This window comes from Gordonia sp. PvP123 (assembly GCF_040547295.1).
Classification (GTDB): domain Bacteria; phylum Actinomycetota; class Actinomycetes; order Mycobacteriales; family Mycobacteriaceae; genus Gordonia; species Gordonia terrae.
The window spans coordinates 40,615-55,526 of sequence record NZ_JBEPPN010000003.1 but is presented as its reverse complement, the minus strand read 5'-3'; the positions used below and the strand labels follow the sequence as shown (position 1 = coordinate 55,526).

Annotated in this window: 15 protein-coding genes; 7 read left to right on the top strand and 8 right to left on the bottom strand. The window is 66.7% G+C overall.

The window, feature by feature from the left end; all coding sequences use genetic code 11:
- Window positions 1–32: 32 nt before the first annotated feature.
- A complete protein-coding gene (locus ABIC25_RS05775; RefSeq protein WP_354560389.1) occupies window positions 33–1,154 on the top strand; it encodes a Zn-dependent alcohol dehydrogenase in 1,122 nt (373 codons plus the stop codon).
- 27 nt (window positions 1,155–1,181) lie between these two features.
- Here the strand turns inward: ABIC25_RS05775 and ABIC25_RS05770 are convergent, their stop codons facing one another.
- Together ABIC25_RS05770 and ABIC25_RS05765 are read right to left on the bottom strand one after the other, a co-directional pair.
- Window positions 1,182–2,420 (bottom strand): PucR family transcriptional regulator, encoded by a 1,239-nt coding sequence (locus ABIC25_RS05770; protein WP_101820268.1) that lies wholly within the window; start codon window positions 2,418–2,420, stop codon window positions 1,182–1,184.
- A gap of 55 nt (window positions 2,421–2,475) precedes the next feature.
- A complete protein-coding gene (locus ABIC25_RS05765) occupies window positions 2,476–3,336 on the bottom strand; it encodes a phytanoyl-CoA dioxygenase family protein (protein ID WP_354560387.1) in 861 nt (286 codons plus the stop codon).
- 305 nt (window positions 3,337–3,641) lie between these two features.
- Between ABIC25_RS05765 and ABIC25_RS05760 the strand changes: the two genes are divergently transcribed.
- The 4 genes from ABIC25_RS05760 to ABIC25_RS05745 all read left to right on the top strand — a co-directional run bounded on the left by ABIC25_RS05760 (window position 3,642) and on the right by ABIC25_RS05745 (window position 7,765).
- Window positions 3,642–5,174, top strand: coding sequence for a flavin-containing monooxygenase (locus tag ABIC25_RS05760; protein WP_354560385.1), 1,533 nt, complete (start codon window positions 3,642–3,644; stop codon window positions 5,172–5,174).
- Window positions 5,171–6,220, top strand: coding sequence for an alpha/beta hydrolase (locus ABIC25_RS05755; RefSeq protein WP_239402809.1), 1,050 nt, complete (start codon window positions 5,171–5,173; stop codon window positions 6,218–6,220). The genes ABIC25_RS05760 and ABIC25_RS05755 overlap by 4 nt, the downstream gene beginning before the upstream one ends.
- On the top strand, window positions 6,217–6,909 hold the full coding sequence (locus ABIC25_RS05750; RefSeq protein ID WP_354560383.1) for a hypothetical protein: 693 nt from the start codon (window positions 6,217–6,219) through the stop codon (window positions 6,907–6,909). Before ABIC25_RS05755 ends, ABIC25_RS05750 begins: the two co-directional genes overlap by 4 nt.
- Window positions 6,910–7,000: 91 nt before the next feature.
- On the top strand, window positions 7,001–7,765 hold the full coding sequence (locus ABIC25_RS05745; protein ID WP_354560381.1) for an alpha/beta fold hydrolase: 765 nt from the start codon (window positions 7,001–7,003) through the stop codon (window positions 7,763–7,765).
- A gap of 28 nt (window positions 7,766–7,793) precedes the next feature.
- On the opposite strand, the gene ABIC25_RS05740 is transcribed toward ABIC25_RS05745, so the two are convergent.
- Together ABIC25_RS05740 and ABIC25_RS05735 are read right to left on the bottom strand one after the other, a co-directional pair.
- Complete coding sequence (locus ABIC25_RS05740) at window positions 7,794–8,201, bottom strand: STAS domain-containing protein (protein ID WP_239402812.1); 408 nt, start codon at window positions 8,199–8,201, stop codon at window positions 7,794–7,796.
- A gap of 162 nt (window positions 8,202–8,363) precedes the next feature.
- Window positions 8,364–8,768, bottom strand: coding sequence for a hypothetical protein (locus tag ABIC25_RS05735; protein ID WP_354560379.1), 405 nt, complete (start codon window positions 8,766–8,768; stop codon window positions 8,364–8,366).
- Window positions 8,769–8,865: 97 nt separating this feature from the next.
- On the opposite strand from ABIC25_RS05735, the gene ABIC25_RS05730 reads away from it, so the two are divergent.
- Together ABIC25_RS05730 and ABIC25_RS05725 are read left to right on the top strand one after the other, a co-directional pair.
- Complete coding sequence (locus ABIC25_RS05730) at window positions 8,866–9,258, top strand: winged helix-turn-helix transcriptional regulator (protein WP_354560820.1); 393 nt, start codon at window positions 8,866–8,868, stop codon at window positions 9,256–9,258.
- A gap of 175 nt (window positions 9,259–9,433) precedes the next feature.
- Window positions 9,434–10,840 (top strand): HNH endonuclease signature motif containing protein, encoded by a 1,407-nt coding sequence (locus tag ABIC25_RS05725; RefSeq protein ID WP_354560378.1) that lies wholly within the window; start codon window positions 9,434–9,436, stop codon window positions 10,838–10,840.
- On the opposite strand, the gene ABIC25_RS05720 is transcribed toward ABIC25_RS05725, so the two are convergent.
- The 4 genes from ABIC25_RS05720 to ABIC25_RS05705 are packed head-to-tail and all read right to left on the bottom strand — an operon-like array spanning window position 10,841 to window position 14,844.
- On the bottom strand, window positions 10,841–11,800 hold the full coding sequence (locus tag ABIC25_RS05720; protein ID WP_354560377.1) for an alpha/beta hydrolase: 960 nt from the start codon (window positions 11,798–11,800) through the stop codon (window positions 10,841–10,843).
- 15 nt (window positions 11,801–11,815) lie between these two features.
- Window positions 11,816–12,472 (bottom strand): LGFP repeat-containing protein, encoded by a 657-nt coding sequence (locus ABIC25_RS05715; RefSeq protein WP_354560375.1) that lies wholly within the window; start codon window positions 12,470–12,472, stop codon window positions 11,816–11,818.
- Window positions 12,473–12,504: 32 nt separating this feature from the next.
- The gene (locus ABIC25_RS05710) at window positions 12,505–13,443 is read right to left on the bottom strand and encodes a TAXI family TRAP transporter solute-binding subunit (protein ID WP_354560374.1); all 939 of its coding nucleotides are present in this window, start codon (window positions 13,441–13,443) and stop codon (window positions 12,505–12,507) included.
- 9 nt (window positions 13,444–13,452) lie between these two features.
- Entirely contained in the window at window positions 13,453–14,844 is a 1,392-nt protein-coding gene (locus ABIC25_RS05705) for an MFS transporter (RefSeq protein ID WP_004020228.1), read from the bottom strand.
- Window positions 14,845–14,912: the final 68 nt, after the last annotated feature.

Sequence of the window (14,912 nt, the reverse complement as noted above, 5' to 3'; positions counted from 1 at the left end):
GGACATCTGAACCCAGACAGGGAAGCACAACCATGACCACCATCGAGTTCCAGGCCGCCGTCTTCCGCGCGCCGAGCACACCGCTCACCGTCGAGACGGTGTCGATCCCCGCCACCCCGCCGCCCGGGGAGGTGCTGGTGCGGTTGAAGGCGAGCGGGTTGTGCCACAGCGACCTGCACGTGATCGTCGGCGAGTGGCACGGCATCCCGACACCCACGATCCTCGGACACGAAGGTGCCGGCGTCGTCGAAGCGGTCGGCGATGGCGTCACCGATCTCGATGTGGGCGACCACGTGGTGTTGACGTGGACTCCCTCGTGCGGGCGATGCCGGTATTGCGTCAGCGGTCGACCGGTGTTGTGCGACAGAGCTGCCGAGCACTCGGCCAACCATGTTTCCTTCGACGGCGGTACCAGGGTCACATCCGCGGACGGAGAACCGGTCTACAGTTTCGCCGGTCTCGGGACGTTCGGGGAGTACGCCGTGCTGCCCCGATCCGCGGCCGTCGCCGTCGACCGGGCCGCGCCGTTCGAGCAGTCGGCGCTCGTCGGTTGCGCGGTGACCACCGGGATCGGCGCTGTCGTGAACACCGCTGCCGTCCGCCCGACCGATACGGTACTGGTCATCGGGTGTGGCGGGGTGGGCCTCAACGCGGTCCAGGGAGCCCGGCTCGTCGGCGCCCGACGCATCATCGCCGCCGACATCAGTGATCAGAAGCTGGAACAGGCCAGAGCGTTCGGCGCCCACGAGGTGATCAACACGACCACCGAGGATCTCGGGGAGCGGATCGCGCAGATCACCGACGGCCGGGGCGTCGAGGTCGCCGTCGAGGCCATCGGTCTGCCGCAGACCATCGAGGCGGCCTACGGCGTGCTCGCGCGGGGCGGCCGGGCGATCGTCGCCGGGCAGGTGGCAGATGGTGTCCGGGTGTCGATCGACCCGTTCGTGATGTCTGATCAGGAGCTGTCACTCGTCGGGTCCAATTACGGCTCGAGCCGGCCCGATATCGATTTCCCGAATCTCGTCGACCACTATCTGCACCGACGCATCGACCTCGACTCGCTGGTGACCGGCGTGATCGGGCTCGACGAGATCAACGACGGATTCGAGGAGATGAAGCACGGCAAAGGGATTCGCACGGTGGTCGCGTACTGAGCGATCCGGCGGGGCCGAGTGCGACGGTCACTCACCGCCCCGCCGGACCCGCAACAGGGTGAGCGCGACGACCACCTCGGTCGGGTTCTGTGCGAACGGTGTAGGGAGCAGCTCGTCGACCCGGGCCAGGCGCCGGTCGATGGTGTTGCGGTGGGTGTACAGCCGTTCGGCCGTGCTGGTCCGGTTCAGGCCTTCTTCCACATGGACGAGCACGGTTCGATGGAGAACGGGACTCGCGTCGAGGAAGTCGCCGAGGACATCTGCCACGAAACGGTCAGCGGCGGCCACGTCTCCCGAGATGAGATCGACGAGATGGACGTCTTCGTAGCGCACCACCGTCATCTGTGAATCCAGACGGACCAGAAGACGCTGCGCTGCAGCGGCATCCATATGCGTCCGGCGGAAGCCGGCCGCGCTCCGCGCCGGACGTCCGAGAGCCACGCGGACGTGCCGATGGCCGCGGAGTCGATCGATGACAGCGTCGGGCGACGGCGTGGCGGCCGTCGGAATCCAGAGCCACAACGTCGCTGTTCCGGCGACCACGGTGAGACGACGATCGGCGCCACACGCCCGCATCACCTGTTCGGCAGCGCGGTCGAGCGAGCCGACGTCGTCCTCGGAATCGACCCAGACCACCACACCGAGGTGTGATCCGGTCAGCGCATATCCCAGCTGCTCCTCGGCATGCGCGGTAGAGATGTCCGCACCCTGCAGCAGCAACTCGACCGTGGCGTATCGCTGCAACTGAGAACCGCCGGCGAGCTCGTCGGAGATCCGCCGCACATATTCGCTCAGCTCCGCCATCGCGTCGTCGGTGAACGTGGTCAGCGTGTTGCCCGAGACCTCGCACAGTTCACGGAGCTCCGCCGGATCGTCGGTGGCGTCGAAACACGCTGTCAGCCACCATTTCCAGCAGACGCGCTGTACCGACCGCCAGGCGCCCACATCGTCGGCGACGAGACCGCGCAGCACGACATCGCGTGCGAACGTGCGCATCTCGGCCCCGCCGAGTGGCCGCACCCGCTTGCCCGGTTCGGTGATGTTGGACGTCACCCAGTGCTTGACGAGCGACACGACCAGGCGTGCGTCTGCGTCGGCGAGTGTCGGGTCGTCGGCGATCGTCCGGTACTGGGGCTCCGCGATGGACGCGGCGGTCGCGTCGGCGATGACCTCGTCCAACCGGGCGAGCAGTGTCTCGGCCAGCTCGCGGATCAACCGTGACACCGACTCGGAAGGGTCGGGCCACGGCTGATTCGGCGTCGTCATGCCAGCCAGTCTCCTCGCGAGAGCCTCGGGCATCAGTGATTCCGGCAGACTTCGACTACAGGCCCAGGTAGTCGGCGAGTTCGGCGTAGTCGACCTGCCAGAGTCCCGGCGAGCCGAGGGGGTACTGCGAACGGAAGCCGAGGATGCGCTGCACGCGCTCGGGCAGGCCGGCGGCCACGTCCCGCGACACGAGGAAGGGGTAGGCCTCCTCGCCCACGAGGTAGCCGGGGTTGAACGCGAACGACACCGCACGCCGATATTGATCGGCGGTGACGTTGGCACCACCGCCGTGCACGGTCTTCCCGCTGATGAACAGTGCGTCACCGGGCTTCATCGTCGCCGGAATCGTCTGCTCCGGGGATCCGCGATCCTCGAAGTCGCTCCAGAGGTGGCTGCCCGGAATGACCCGCGTGGCCCCGTTCTCCTCGGTGAAATCGGTCAGCGCGATGAGGAAGTTCAACGTGATCTCGGGTCCGGCCGGTCCCATCCCGACGAAGGGGTACCAGTTCTCCAGGTCGCGGTGCAGCATCTGGGCACGGTTGCCGGGCCCGATCTCGATGACCTGGGCGGTGGTCATCCAGTAGGTTCCCGACTCTTCCAGGAACCGCGCGTCGCACAGTTCGTGGACCAGGTCGAGGTCGATGATCTCGTCCCGGAACACGTCACTGCGGTTGACCAGGTTGGTCAACCGCTTGGTGTTGACGCCGTGGAACTCCTGCACGATCTCGTTCTCGTGTGTGCTGCCCGGTGCCAGGGCCGCGACCGAGGGGTCGATCTCGGCGTTGAAGCGCGAGACCTGTTCAGCGGACAGCAGTCCTTCGATGACGACGCCTCCGTCTCGCGCGACGATAGCGAGGATGTCGGCGGCGGGTGTCGTACTCGGGACTCGCTGGATGTCGGTGTCGAGGCTGGTCATGGCACTTCCTGTCTGTCCGATCGAATGTGGCGCAGGTCTCACTATCGACATCTCCGGGCCCGTTGCCCATCCGCATGTTTCAGCGTTTCCGGGGTGGCCGCGGTGCAGAGTGCACCGGTCCCGCAGGTCGGTGCGCTGCCGGCGGCGACGGGCGAGCGAAGTGTGTGAGGAATGCACACTCCGATCGTCGAAGACGCTCACATCTGCTGTGGCGCGCGTTACACCCGCGTCGGCAGGCTATGCCCATCACACAGTCGTTCAAGCCAAGTCGTCGGCTCCCCGGCGCGCAAGGGAGGCAGAGGATCATGCCCGGACACTCACCCACCTCACCGGAGAATTTCGACGTCGTCATCATCGGCGGCGGGATCTCGGGGATCGGTGCCGCCGTCTACATCACGCAGGAGTTCCCGACGAAGAAGGTGGCCCTCCTGGAGGGTCGCGACGCAATCGGCGGGACATGGGACCTGTTCCGCTACCCCGGTATTCGGTCGGACTCCGACCTGCACACCTTCGCCTACGAGTTCAAGAGCTGGCGGCACGAGACCGCCATCGCGGACGCGCCGCTGATCAAGGACTACCTCGCCGAGACCGTCGACGAATACGGCCTCGACGCGATCGTCCGGTATCGCCACCACGTCACGTCCGCGGACTGGTCGGGGAGCGACGCGCGGTGGACGCTGGCGGTGGACATCACCGACACGGACGGGGCCGTCCGGCACGACATCATCACGGCCGGTTGGGTTTTCGGTGCCACCGGTTATTACCGGTACGACGAGGGTTACACCCCCGAGTTCGAGGGCCGGGACGACTTCGCGGGTGACATCATCCACCCGCAGCACTGGCCCGAGGACTACGACCACACCGGTAAGAAGGTGGTTGTGATCGGCAGCGGTGCCACTGCGATCACGCTGATCCCGTCGATGCTGAAGGGACCGGGTGCGGCGTCGCACGTCACGATGCTCCAGCGGACGCCGTCGTACATCATGACGATGCCGCGGATCGACGGACTGAGCCTCACGTTGACCAAGTTGCTCGGCGAGCGTCGCGGATACCTGGCGACTCGATGGAAGAACGTGTGGGCCGATTGGGCAGTCGTCAAGACGCTCACCACGTTCCCGAAGGCGTCGCGGCGAATGATCCGCTACCTCAACACCAAAGAGCTGCCCGCCGGATTCGACGTCGACAAGCATTTCAACCCGCCCTACGACCCGTGGGACCAGCGCCTGTGCCTCGCGCCGGACGGTGACTTCTTCACCTCCATCCGCACCGGCGATGCGTCCGTCGTCACCGACCGCATCCGGCGGTTCGTCCCGGACGGCATCGAACTCGAATCCGGCGAGAAGCTGGAGGCCGACCTGATCGTGACCGCGACGGGACTCAACATGCGGCTCCTCGGCGGTATCGACCTCAGCGTCGACGGTCGTCCCGTCGACCTGCCGTCGTCGGTGGTCTACCGGGGGATGATGCTGTCCGGCGTGCCGAACTGGGTCATGGCCGTCGGTTACACGAAATCGTCGTGGACGCTGAAGATCGGGCTGCTCGGCAAGAGCTTCATCGAATTGCTCCGCCACATGGACACCCACGGATTCGACACCGCGACGGCGGTTGCCCCCGACGGCACCGGCACCCGTCCGGTCATCGACCTCGATGCCGGTTACATGCTTCGCGCCAAGCACACACTGCCTCGACAGGGTGATGAGATGCCGTGGCAGATGAAGAGCGTCTTCCTCGAGGACCGGAAGATGTTCCGCCAACCCGTGATCAGCGATGCGCTCACCTTCTCCTCGCGTCTCGAACGGGAAGTGGGCAGGCCGGCCGCGGTGGAAGCTGCACGATGATGACGGTTCTCGAACGATGTCAACGCGCGGCGTTCACCGCTGTCGGTCGTCTGCCCGACACCGTGCTGAGCCGTGTCGTGCCGCCCGTCATGAACTCCGACGGTGACGTCATGGCGCCGGAAATCGCTGTCTTGATGAAGGTCTCGTCCTCCGGTCCGGACTTCAGCGACGGGACCGTAGCGCAGGCACGGGTCGCGATGGACAACGATTGCCGGGTCTTCGCTGACGACGCCCCGGCGATGGACGTCGACGATCTCGCTCTGCCGAACGGGATACGCGCCAGCCTGTATCGCCCGCCCGGCCGGTCCGATGGACTCGTCGTGTTCCTGCACGGCGGAGGTTTCGTGCTCGGCAGTCGAGCCGGGTACGACGCACCGGTCCGCCTCATCGCCGACCGCGCGGGCGTGGCCGTCCTGTCGGTCGAATACCGGCGCGCGCCCGAAGCGCGGTTTCCCATCCCGGTCGATGATGCGTTGCACGCGTGGCGTTTCGCTGTCGATCAGGCTTCCGAGTGGGGAGTCGATCCGGAACGGATCGTGCTGCTCGGTGACAGCGCCGGGGCCAACCTGTGTGCGGTGCTCGCCAACGATCTCGCCGACGAACCGCTCCGGCCCCTCATGCAGGTGCTGATGTATCCGGTGGTCGACGGCGTCGGCGCTCATCCGTCACGTACCGAGTTCGCCGACAATCCCGCATTGTCGGCCAAGCAGATCGACTGGCTGTCAGAACTCTATGTCCCCGACGGCCATCCCGCGACGGACCCGCGAGTCTCGCCGCTGTACGCCGACGATCTGTCCCGGGCGCCGGCGACGCTGATCACCGTCGCCGGATTCGACCCGCTGCGCGACGAGGCGATCGCGTACGCCCGTCGGCTGATCGACGCAGGCGTACCGACGCGCGTGATGCGCGAAGGCGGCCTGGTCCACGGTTACATCTCCCTGACACGCATCAGCAAGGCGTCGCGCCAGGCCGTCGACCGTGTCGCAGACGCCATCGCCGACGCACTTCGACATGACGCCGGACCAACCCGAGATGAGTTGCCATGAGCTTGATTCACATGACGTTGGTGTTGATCGCCAATCTCGCGATGTTGGGCGCGGGCTATGTCTACGGTGTCCGACTGCTACGGCGCCATCGCAACCTGCTGCTGGGCGTCGAATGGCTGGTGATCGCGGTGTCCGGCACCAACATCTTGGTCCTCGCGGCCACCGGGGTGTCCCACGACAGCGTCAGCTACCACCTGATGGTGTTCTTCGACGCGTTCTCCCGGTCGTTCGGCATGACGGTCATGTTCATCCTCGGGATGCTCGTGGTCACCCACCGGTACCGCCCGAGCTGGATCGTCGAGGCTCTCGTGATCGGAGCGGGAATCGCTGTGGGGCTCGACCGTGCCCTCGACGTCCGGCCGGTCAGCACGGGGTGGACGGTCTTCTACACCGTCGCGAACCTCGCCACCGCGGCGTTCATGCTCTACGTCGCCGCGCGCCTCGTCCGTATCGGCGAACGGCGCCCCGGCGCCTGGGTGGCGGTCGCGACCGTGCTCGGCGCGTTCGTCGCCGCGTCATATGACGTCATCCGAATTCCCGGCGACGACGCCGACCGCACCCTGTTCTACAGCGTCGCGATGGCGGTCTGGGCTCTCATGCTCGTGACGTACTACCACGGTTACCGCGTCCTCGACGAGCACCGGCAACAGCTCTCGCGCAGTTCGGATTCGGCTCTGATCGGAAGCTGAGGGCGTCACCGCTTCCTCGACCTCGACGGGCAGTTCGGCGGCGTTTCGCGAGTCCGCGGATTGCGCGCCGACGTCCCCGTACCCTGGTCCCGTGACGTCTCCGATTCGCGAGTACACGACCATCAGTCATCCCGGGCCGAACACTCGTGTGTGGCATGAGATCCAGGGTGATGGGCAACCGGTCGTTCTGCTGCACGGCGCGTTCTCCGGCGCGTCGTCGTGGGGTGGCCAGGTGCCCGCTCTCGTCGAGGCGGGCTGGAAGGTGTTCTGCCCGGAGCGGCACGGCCATGGCCACAGCCCGGACATGATGGACGAGTTCCACTATGCGGACATGGCCGAGGAGACGATCGCTTATCTCGATGAGGTCGTCGGCGGACCTGCCGAGATCGTCGGGTGGAGCGACGGCGCGGTGGTGGGAGTCATGGTGGCGCTCCGTCGGCCCGATCTGGTCCGTCATCTCGTCCTCATCGGCCAGTACTACAACAGTTCCGGGCGCGCGGTCGGCGGCATCCTGGATGCGCTCGATACCGCCGACGACGAGCTGATGGGATTCTTCGCCGCGGAGTACGCATCCGAATCCCCGGACGGGGCAGAACATTTCCCGGTCATCTTCGCCAAGACGATGGCCATGATCAACACCGAACCCGAGATCGATCTCGGTGACCTGGCGGCGATCACCGCGCCGACGCTGGTGATGCAGGGCGACCAGGACGAGGTGACCCTCGAGCACAGCCGCGACGTCGTCGCGGCCGTCGCGGGCGCCCGGTTGGCTGTCATCCCCGGTACGCACCTCATCCCGATCGAGGCGCCGCAGGCGGTGAACGCGGTGCTCGTGCAGTTTCTCGGCGCGGAATGAGCGTGCGGCTTCTCGCGCCCGCGCCTGCTCAGGATCGAGTCATCGCCGCGAAAGCGTCTGTCAGAGTGGGGTAGACGCAGAGTGTCCGATCGAGACCGGACAGCTGCAAGGGCCGCGTGATCGCGGGATGCTCGGCTACGACGCCGAACCGGCCGCCCGGGGTGATGGCCGCGTGGGCGGCGAGGAGTGCAGCGATGCCGGAGGACGCGAGGAAGTCGGTGGCGGTGAGATCGATGATGAGCCCGCGGGGTTGCTCGCTCACCGCCTCCAGAACAGCTGCACCCAGCCGCGGAACCGTGAGCAGATCGAGGCTGCCGTGAGCGGTCAGGATGGTGAGCTGATCGCGCTGTGTCGAGATCACTGCCAATGCCCGACCTGCCGGGGACTCGTCCCGGTCGTCGTCGACGACCACCGGTTCGAAGCTGTCTGCCTTCATGTGGCGCTGCCTCCCTGTCCGCTCGACGTCGACCATCGGCGAGATGGCAGCGCATCGAGATTCGCCTGTGCGGCTACGGCAGTTGGCTTCGCCGGGGCCTTCGGAGTGTGTCTCCCGGTATGGCGTTCGGCGCCGCGGACGACACGGATGGTCGGGCCATCCTCACCGAGGTGCCGGTTGCGTGACCGAGGAGACGTACACGGCCACCGCCACAGCACTGACCAGCACGAGGTACCACCCCTCGCCGTGGTCAAGGGCCAGCAGGTAGAGCGCGGCCAGCGTCGCGGCGCACAGAGCCGCGGCCAGGACTGCCGGAAGCCATCGACTGTCTCGCAGGACGAAGATCGCGGCCTGGAACTGCAGCCCGAGGTGGGTGAGTGTCAGGACCGCTCCGGCGCAGCCCGTCGCGACCCACCCCGGGACGGAACCGACGTCGAACAGGGCTGCGGTCACCGGCGTCGCCAGGACTGCGATCGTGCCCAGAAACGCCCGGATCGTCTGTGACGTGAAACGCGCGAAGTCGCGGTCTACCGAGGTGTTCTCGAGTTGCTCGACGGAACTGTGCATGACTTCTGTCTAACGCACTACGTGCATCGACGGTAGTATGCACAATATCGTCCATATGGACGACAATGTCCACATGAAAGCCGGCGGGAGGTCGACGATGGAGAGCGAGGACGAGTCCACCCTGCGGGACCCGGTCCGACGCGCCTACGAGGTGTGTCCGGTCGAGGTGAGTGTTGCCGTGCTCGGCGGCTCCTGGAAGATGACCATCGTCAAGAACCTCCTCGAGGGACCGATGAGGTACGGCGCCCTCGGACGCGCGGTCGGCCCGGTGACGCCTCGCGTCCTCACCCGCCAACTCCGTGAACTCGAGAGCGACGGCATCGTGCAACGCACTGCCTATCCCGAGGTTCCGCCCAGGGTCGAGTATTCGCTCACCGAGCAGGGCCACGCGTTGAGCCCGTTCGTGTCGGCGCTGAACGAGTGGGGGAAGACCTACGTGACCGAGGTCATCGAGCCGAAGGTCGCTCGCCAGGGGGCAGTGGCGAGCTGACCGGCGGAACCGCCCGACAGACGGAGTGTTCCGCGGAACACTCGTGACCTCGGGTGAGGCCCGACGAAATTGTCGGTGGCGGCCGATACATTTGTCCTGTTCCGTTCGTTTGGATCAGGGGGTTGCGGTGGGGGTCAGTGCTTTTCGTGCGGGTGCGGGTGCGGGTGTGTCGTCGATGTTCGATGGTGCGGATCCGGTGTCGTTGTCGGATGAGGTGCTCGAGGGGCGGGTGTTGGGGTATGCCGCGCAGATGTCGGCGCTGACTGCGGATTTCCTTGGACTGGTGGCGGAATTTGCTGAGCGGGGGTCGTGGCGGGGGCCGGGGATTCATTCGCTGGCGCACTGGTTGTCGTGGAAGGCCGGGATCGCACCGCGAACAGCGCATGAGCAGGTGAGGGTCGCGAAGGCGATCCGAGGATTGCCGTTGATTCGCAGGGCTTTTGGTGAGGGTCGGCTCTCGTATTCGAAGGTTCGGGCGTTGACGCGGGTGGCCACGCCTGAACGTGAGCAGGAGTTGGTGAATCTGGCGTTGTCGTGCACGGCGAGTCAGTTGGATCGGGCGGTACGGGCGATGGGCCAGATCGACCGTGACCGTGGCGTCGAAGACGAAAGCCGGCCGCCGGTGGAGTCGACGGGTCGGTGGAAGTGGAACAGTGACGGGTCGTTGTCGGTGTCGTTGCGGTTGAGTCCGTTGGATGGGGCGCGGTTCCTGGCTGGGACGGTGCGGGCGGAGTATGAACGCACCCGCACCTGCGATGACCCGGATCTACCGACCGTGCAGAGTGTTCCGCGGAACACTGAATCGGGTTCGGTTGTCGAGGATTCGGTGGTGGAGTCGGAGGTGGTTCCGTCGCGGCGTCGGGATCTGTGGCGGCAGGTGCCGTCGAATGTGGCGCCGGCGGTGGTGGCGATGGCCGGCATGGTGCATGACGGGATCGCGATGCCTGATCTTGCGCCGGGTGCGGAGATCCTCGTTCATGCCGGTGCGGAGGTGGAATCCGCTCATCTCGATGACGGTCCCGGGTTGTCGGAGGTCGAGGTGGCCGAAGCCCGGTGTGGTGCGTCGACGCGGGATGTGGTGAGCAGCAGGGTTCCCGGGCAGCCGGGGAAGTTGGCGTTGTTGGGTGTGGGTCGTCGGAAGCGGGCGCCGAACAAGGCGTTGATCAGGGCGTTGTTCCTACGTGATCGGTGTTGTCAGATGCCGGGGTGTGGGCGTACGCGTCATCTGCATGCCCATCATGTGCGGTTCTGGTCGGCGGGTGGGCGGACGGATCCGGACAATCTGATCTTGTTGTGTGGGTCGTGTCATCGGTCGTTGCATCGAGGTGAGTTCTCCATCACCGCGCACGGTGAGCAGCGGTTCACCTTTCGCGGTCCGGACGGTGTCGAGATCGTGGCAGCCCCGCCGACCTCGAAGCCGGTGGGCTGGGTGCCCGATTCCCGCATCAGTGCAACGGCGACGGTGCCGGTCGGTGGCGGGCGGATGGACTTGGGGTACACCACCGAGGTGCTCTACGCCGTGTGGGAATGGAAGGAACGCAACGCAACTCGATCGGGGCCGGTCGTCCGAGCCGCGGCGTAGCTATTCGTCGCGCAGCTCATCGATGTCGGCCCGAGCGATCTCGTCGAGCCGGTCGAGGATGCGGTTGTAGGCGGGAGACTGATGATGCACGAGTGAGGTGTGGGTTTCGCCGTCGAACAGCTGCAGCTCGGTTGAGCCGCCGGCGGCGTCGAGGGCGCGCGTATAGCGGCGCGAGTTGTTCGGATCGACATCGGTGTCGGCCAGACCGTGAAACATGGTGACCGGTAGCGCGGGGTCGAGATTGCGGATGGGATCCACCGAGTCGTAGCGGTCGGGGACTTGTTGAGGTGTGCCGCCGAGTATGTGAGTGATGACGCGGTTGTTGCCGTGGCCGACCGCATAGCGCATGTCCAGGGGCCCCGAGATGGACACCAGTCGCGATGGAACGAAGGCCGGACGCGAGCCGACTTCATCGTCGGTGAGGCGATGGCGCGTGCCGCCCCACACGGCCAATTGCGCACCGGCGCTGTGACCGATCACCAACTCGTCGTCGATTCGCAACTGCGGGTAGGACTCTGCCAATGCGGGCACGTGATCCAATGCGCGAGCCACATCGTGGAAGGTGGTGGGCCACCCGCCGCCCGTACCCAGGCGTCGGTACTCCACGTTGTAAACCGCCAGCCCGCGATCGGCGAGATCCCTCGCCATCTCGTCGAATTGCTCGGCGCCCGCACGGCTTTCCCAACCGCCACCGTGGATGATCGTCACGAGCGGCAGCGAGTCGTCGGCTTGCTCACCGGTAGGCAGGTACAGATTCGCCCAGTTCTCGGCGGGGTCGGCATCGGCGTCATCGAGATACTCGACGCGGACGACGTCGACCGATTCCGTTCCCGCAGGGACAGCGGGAGCGGTTGCCGCAGATGGTGTGCTGCCCGAAGTCGGCGACGACGACGGCTCGGGTTGCGTCGAGCATCCACCGCCGGCGACCGCGACCACCATGCTGACAGCGATCGTGACCATCCGGCGTCCCATCTGCTACTTCAGACCCGCCGGAACAGTCTCGCCGTTGACCGTCACGGTCACCTCGCCCGTCGATGTGTTCTCGGTGATCCTGCCGTGTTCGAAGGTCACCACCTCGAGGTCCCCCTCGACTGTCACGTCGCTCGTGGGAACACCCAGCGGTCCGGCCGAACCGTTGGTGCCGGTGAGCAACGGGACCCCGTCCGGCCCGCGCTCGGTGTTCCACGCGTCGCGGATCTTGCCGGAGGTGACGATGTAGGCGGGCGTTCCGGCGTCACTGTTCTTCGCGATGATCACACCACCGCGGAACTGTTGATAGACAACGCCGCTCTCGCGCGTCCCCGCGTTGTGATCCCCGGTCAGCGGCCTGCCCAGGGCTTCTCGCTGTGCCCCCGTCGCCGACCCGTACTTCACCGCGATCGGACCGGTGAGGGTCACCTCCACGTCGTCCTCGCCCATCACCGTCACCTCGGTGGGTCCGGACGCGGCATTCTGCGCGACAGGGGAGGGGGCCGTCGTGTCGCCGGCCGCTGCGGTCGTCGTCGACGACCCGGTCGTCGGGACTCCGGTGGGTGAGTCGTCGGCATCTGAGGTGCCGCACCCGGCGGCGATCAGCGTGACCACGAACAATCCGGTAACGAACTCGGTGCGGCGGGAAGCCATCTGCTTCATGTGCTCACCCTAACGGTGAACGGCAGGTGTGCTCACCCGTGCCGACGGCGATACTCACGCGCGGCACCCGGATGCAGGGGGATGGGGCCGGTGAGGATCAATGACTGCGCGTCGAGGAACTGACTGCCGATCGCCTGCGACGGTACGAGGTGTGCGGAGTCGTCGAGGAGCAGATCGACGACGGCCGCGGCGGTCGCGTCCGGCACATCCCGACGGGCGAGCAGCAGGTTCGCGACCCCGACGGTGGTGACCGCCGGGTGTCGGCCGTAGATGTCGGCCGGGATGCGTACGGGCTCGTACGCCGGCCCGTGCTCCCGTCGTAAGGCCGCCACGACTCCACCGAGATCGAGGAGGGCGATCGGCACGCGCAGGTCGGTGAATGCCGGGGTCGGCAGACCACCCGCCCACATGACGGCGTCGACCGCTCCCGTGGCGAGCGCCGAGCCGGCGTCCCGCATGGTCTGGCGAACCGGCCGGATGTCGCGGTCGGCGTCGAGGCCGGCCGCGACGAGTACCCGCTCGGAGAGTCCCGCGGCACCGGAACCCGGCGCGCCGACACTCACCACCCGTCCGCCCAGATCGGCGATCGTCGCGATGCCGGAATCTGCGCGGACGGCCACCTGGAAGTAGTTCTCGTACACGCAACCGAGAGCGGTCAGTTGTGGATTCGCACGTTCGATGGCCGTGTCACTGAGGCTCATGGCCAGGTCTGCGGAACCCACTGCCAGGGCGTCGAGGTTCTCGGCCGAGCCACCGGACCGACGCGGGCGGATCGGCGGCGCGCCCGACCGGTCGGCCGCCGCGGCGAGCAGTCCGGCGAACTCCCAGAAGAACCCGCCCGACTCGCCGGCGGCCAGGCGGACCGGCGCCCCGCGCTCGGTCCCACACGCGGACACCAGGAGCAGCGCGCCCAGGCCGGTGGCACCGCGGAGCATGGTCCGCCGGCCCACCGACCCGCGCGCGAACGACATGGTGCCACCTTAGGCCCGTCGCGCGCCGACCCCTGCGTCGAGGAAGGCCCGCCCCTGCTCGCGATCGAGCGGCGTCTCCGCCTTGTTGCGCAGGACGAAGATGTACACCATCAGCGACACCGCGATCACGATCGTGACGTAGGCGATGAACCACGGGACGTGACCGCCGTTCTTCGCCGCCTGGTAGATCAGCGGTGCGGTGCCGCCGAACGCCGAGTTCGCGAGCGCGTAACCCAGACCCACTCCCAGCGCACGGACGTGCGAGGGGAACAGTTCCGCCTTCACGATCGCATTGATCGAGGTGTAGCCGGTGAGGATCACGTAGCCGACGGCGAGCAGGGTCAACGACGTTGCCACCGAGGTCGTCTGGGGCAGGTAGGTGATCAGGACGTAGGTGTACAGGACACCGCCGACGCCGAAGAAGATGAGGACGGGCTTGCGTCCGACCTTGTCGCTGATCATTCCGCCGATCGGCTGCAACACCATCAGGAACACCAGGCCGATGAGATTGATCCACGTCCCGGTGCGGCCGTGGTCCTCGTAGGCGGTCTTGACGATGGCCGGTGCGTTGACGCTGTAGGTGTAGAAGGCGATGGTGCCGCCGATCGTGACCAGGAAGCAGACCAGCAGGGGACGCCAGTAGTTCACGACGAGTTCGCGAATCGATCCGGACTCGGAGTCGGCCCCGCTGCGCACGGCCTCCAACTGCTCCGGTGTGAGCGACTCGTCCATGCTGCGGCGCAACCAGAAGACGACCACCGCGGCCACACCGCCGATGAGAAACGCGATGCGCCAACCGAAGTCGGAGATCTGCTCCTTGTCGAGGAACACCTGCATCACCAGCAGGGTGAGCTGTGCCAGCACGTGTCCGCCGATCAGCGTGACGTACTGGAACGACGAGAAGAAGCCGCGACGCTCGCGGGTGGCCGCCTCGGACATGTAGGTGGCCGACGCGCCGTACTCGCCTCCGGTGGCGAATCCCTGCACCAGACGACAGAGCACCAGGACGACCGCCGCCCACACGCCGATCGATTCGCGACCCGGTGTGAGCGCGATGACCAGGGAGCACGCCGCCATCAGCGACACGCTGAAGGTCAGCGCGGCCCGTCGGCCCCGACGGTCGGCGTACCGGCCGAAGAACCAGGAGCCGACCGGCCGCATCAGGAAGGTGACGGCGAAGATGGCGTACACGTAGACGGTCGAGTTCTTGTCGGCCGAGTCGAAGAACTGGCTCTCGAAGTACGTCGCGAACACCGTGTAGACGTAGACGTCGTACCACTCGACGAGGTTGCCGGAGGACCCGCGCAGGGTGTTGAGCACGGCACGGCGCGTCGCCGCGGCCGACGAGGTCGGCGGTGCGCTCCGGGCGTCCGCGGGCTGCCGGGTGGGCGAGTCGGTCATCGGGGTCCTCCAGATCGTCGAACGTGCTCCCGACCCGGTCCGGCGTCGGTGCCCCTAACACTGTGAAC

Bases quoted from the DNA above. Each gene is read 5' to 3' on its own strand.
- ABIC25_RS05750 (WP_354560383.1), top strand. From the start codon at position 6,217: ATGAGCTTGATTCACATGACGTTGGTGTTGATCGCCAATCTCGCGATG.
- ABIC25_RS05765 (WP_354560387.1), bottom strand. From the start codon at position 3,336: ATGACCAGCCTCGACACCGACATCCAGCGAGTCCCGAGTACGACACCC.
- ABIC25_RS05725 (WP_354560378.1), top strand. From the start codon at position 9,434: ATGTTCGATGGTGCGGATCCGGTGTCGTTGTCGGATGAGGTGCTCGAG.
- ABIC25_RS05705 (WP_004020228.1), bottom strand. From the start codon at position 14,844: ATGACCGACTCGCCCACCCGGCAGCCCGCGGACGCCCGGAGCGCACCG.
- ABIC25_RS05740 (WP_239402812.1), bottom strand. From the start codon at position 8,201: ATGAAGGCAGACAGCTTCGAACCGGTGGTCGTCGACGACGACCGGGAC.
- ABIC25_RS05720 (WP_354560377.1), bottom strand. From the start codon at position 11,800: ATGGTCACGATCGCTGTCAGCATGGTGGTCGCGGTCGCCGGCGGTGGA.
- ABIC25_RS05715 (WP_354560375.1), bottom strand. From the start codon at position 12,472: ATGAAGCAGATGGCTTCCCGCCGCACCGAGTTCGTTACCGGATTGTTC.
- ABIC25_RS05735 (WP_354560379.1), bottom strand. From the start codon at position 8,768: ATGCACAGTTCCGTCGAGCAACTCGAGAACACCTCGGTAGACCGCGAC.
- ABIC25_RS05775 (WP_354560389.1), top strand. From the start codon at position 33: ATGACCACCATCGAGTTCCAGGCCGCCGTCTTCCGCGCGCCGAGCACA.
- ABIC25_RS05710 (WP_354560374.1), bottom strand. From the start codon at position 13,443: ATGTCGTTCGCGCGCGGGTCGGTGGGCCGGCGGACCATGCTCCGCGGT.
- ABIC25_RS05755 (WP_239402809.1), top strand. From the start codon at position 5,171: ATGATGACGGTTCTCGAACGATGTCAACGCGCGGCGTTCACCGCTGTC.
- ABIC25_RS05770 (WP_101820268.1), bottom strand. From the start codon at position 2,420: ATGACGACGCCGAATCAGCCGTGGCCCGACCCTTCCGAGTCGGTGTCA.
- ABIC25_RS05730 (WP_354560820.1), top strand. From the start codon at position 8,866: ATGGAGAGCGAGGACGAGTCCACCCTGCGGGACCCGGTCCGACGCGCC.
- ABIC25_RS05760 (WP_354560385.1), top strand. From the start codon at position 3,642: ATGCCCGGACACTCACCCACCTCACCGGAGAATTTCGACGTCGTCATC.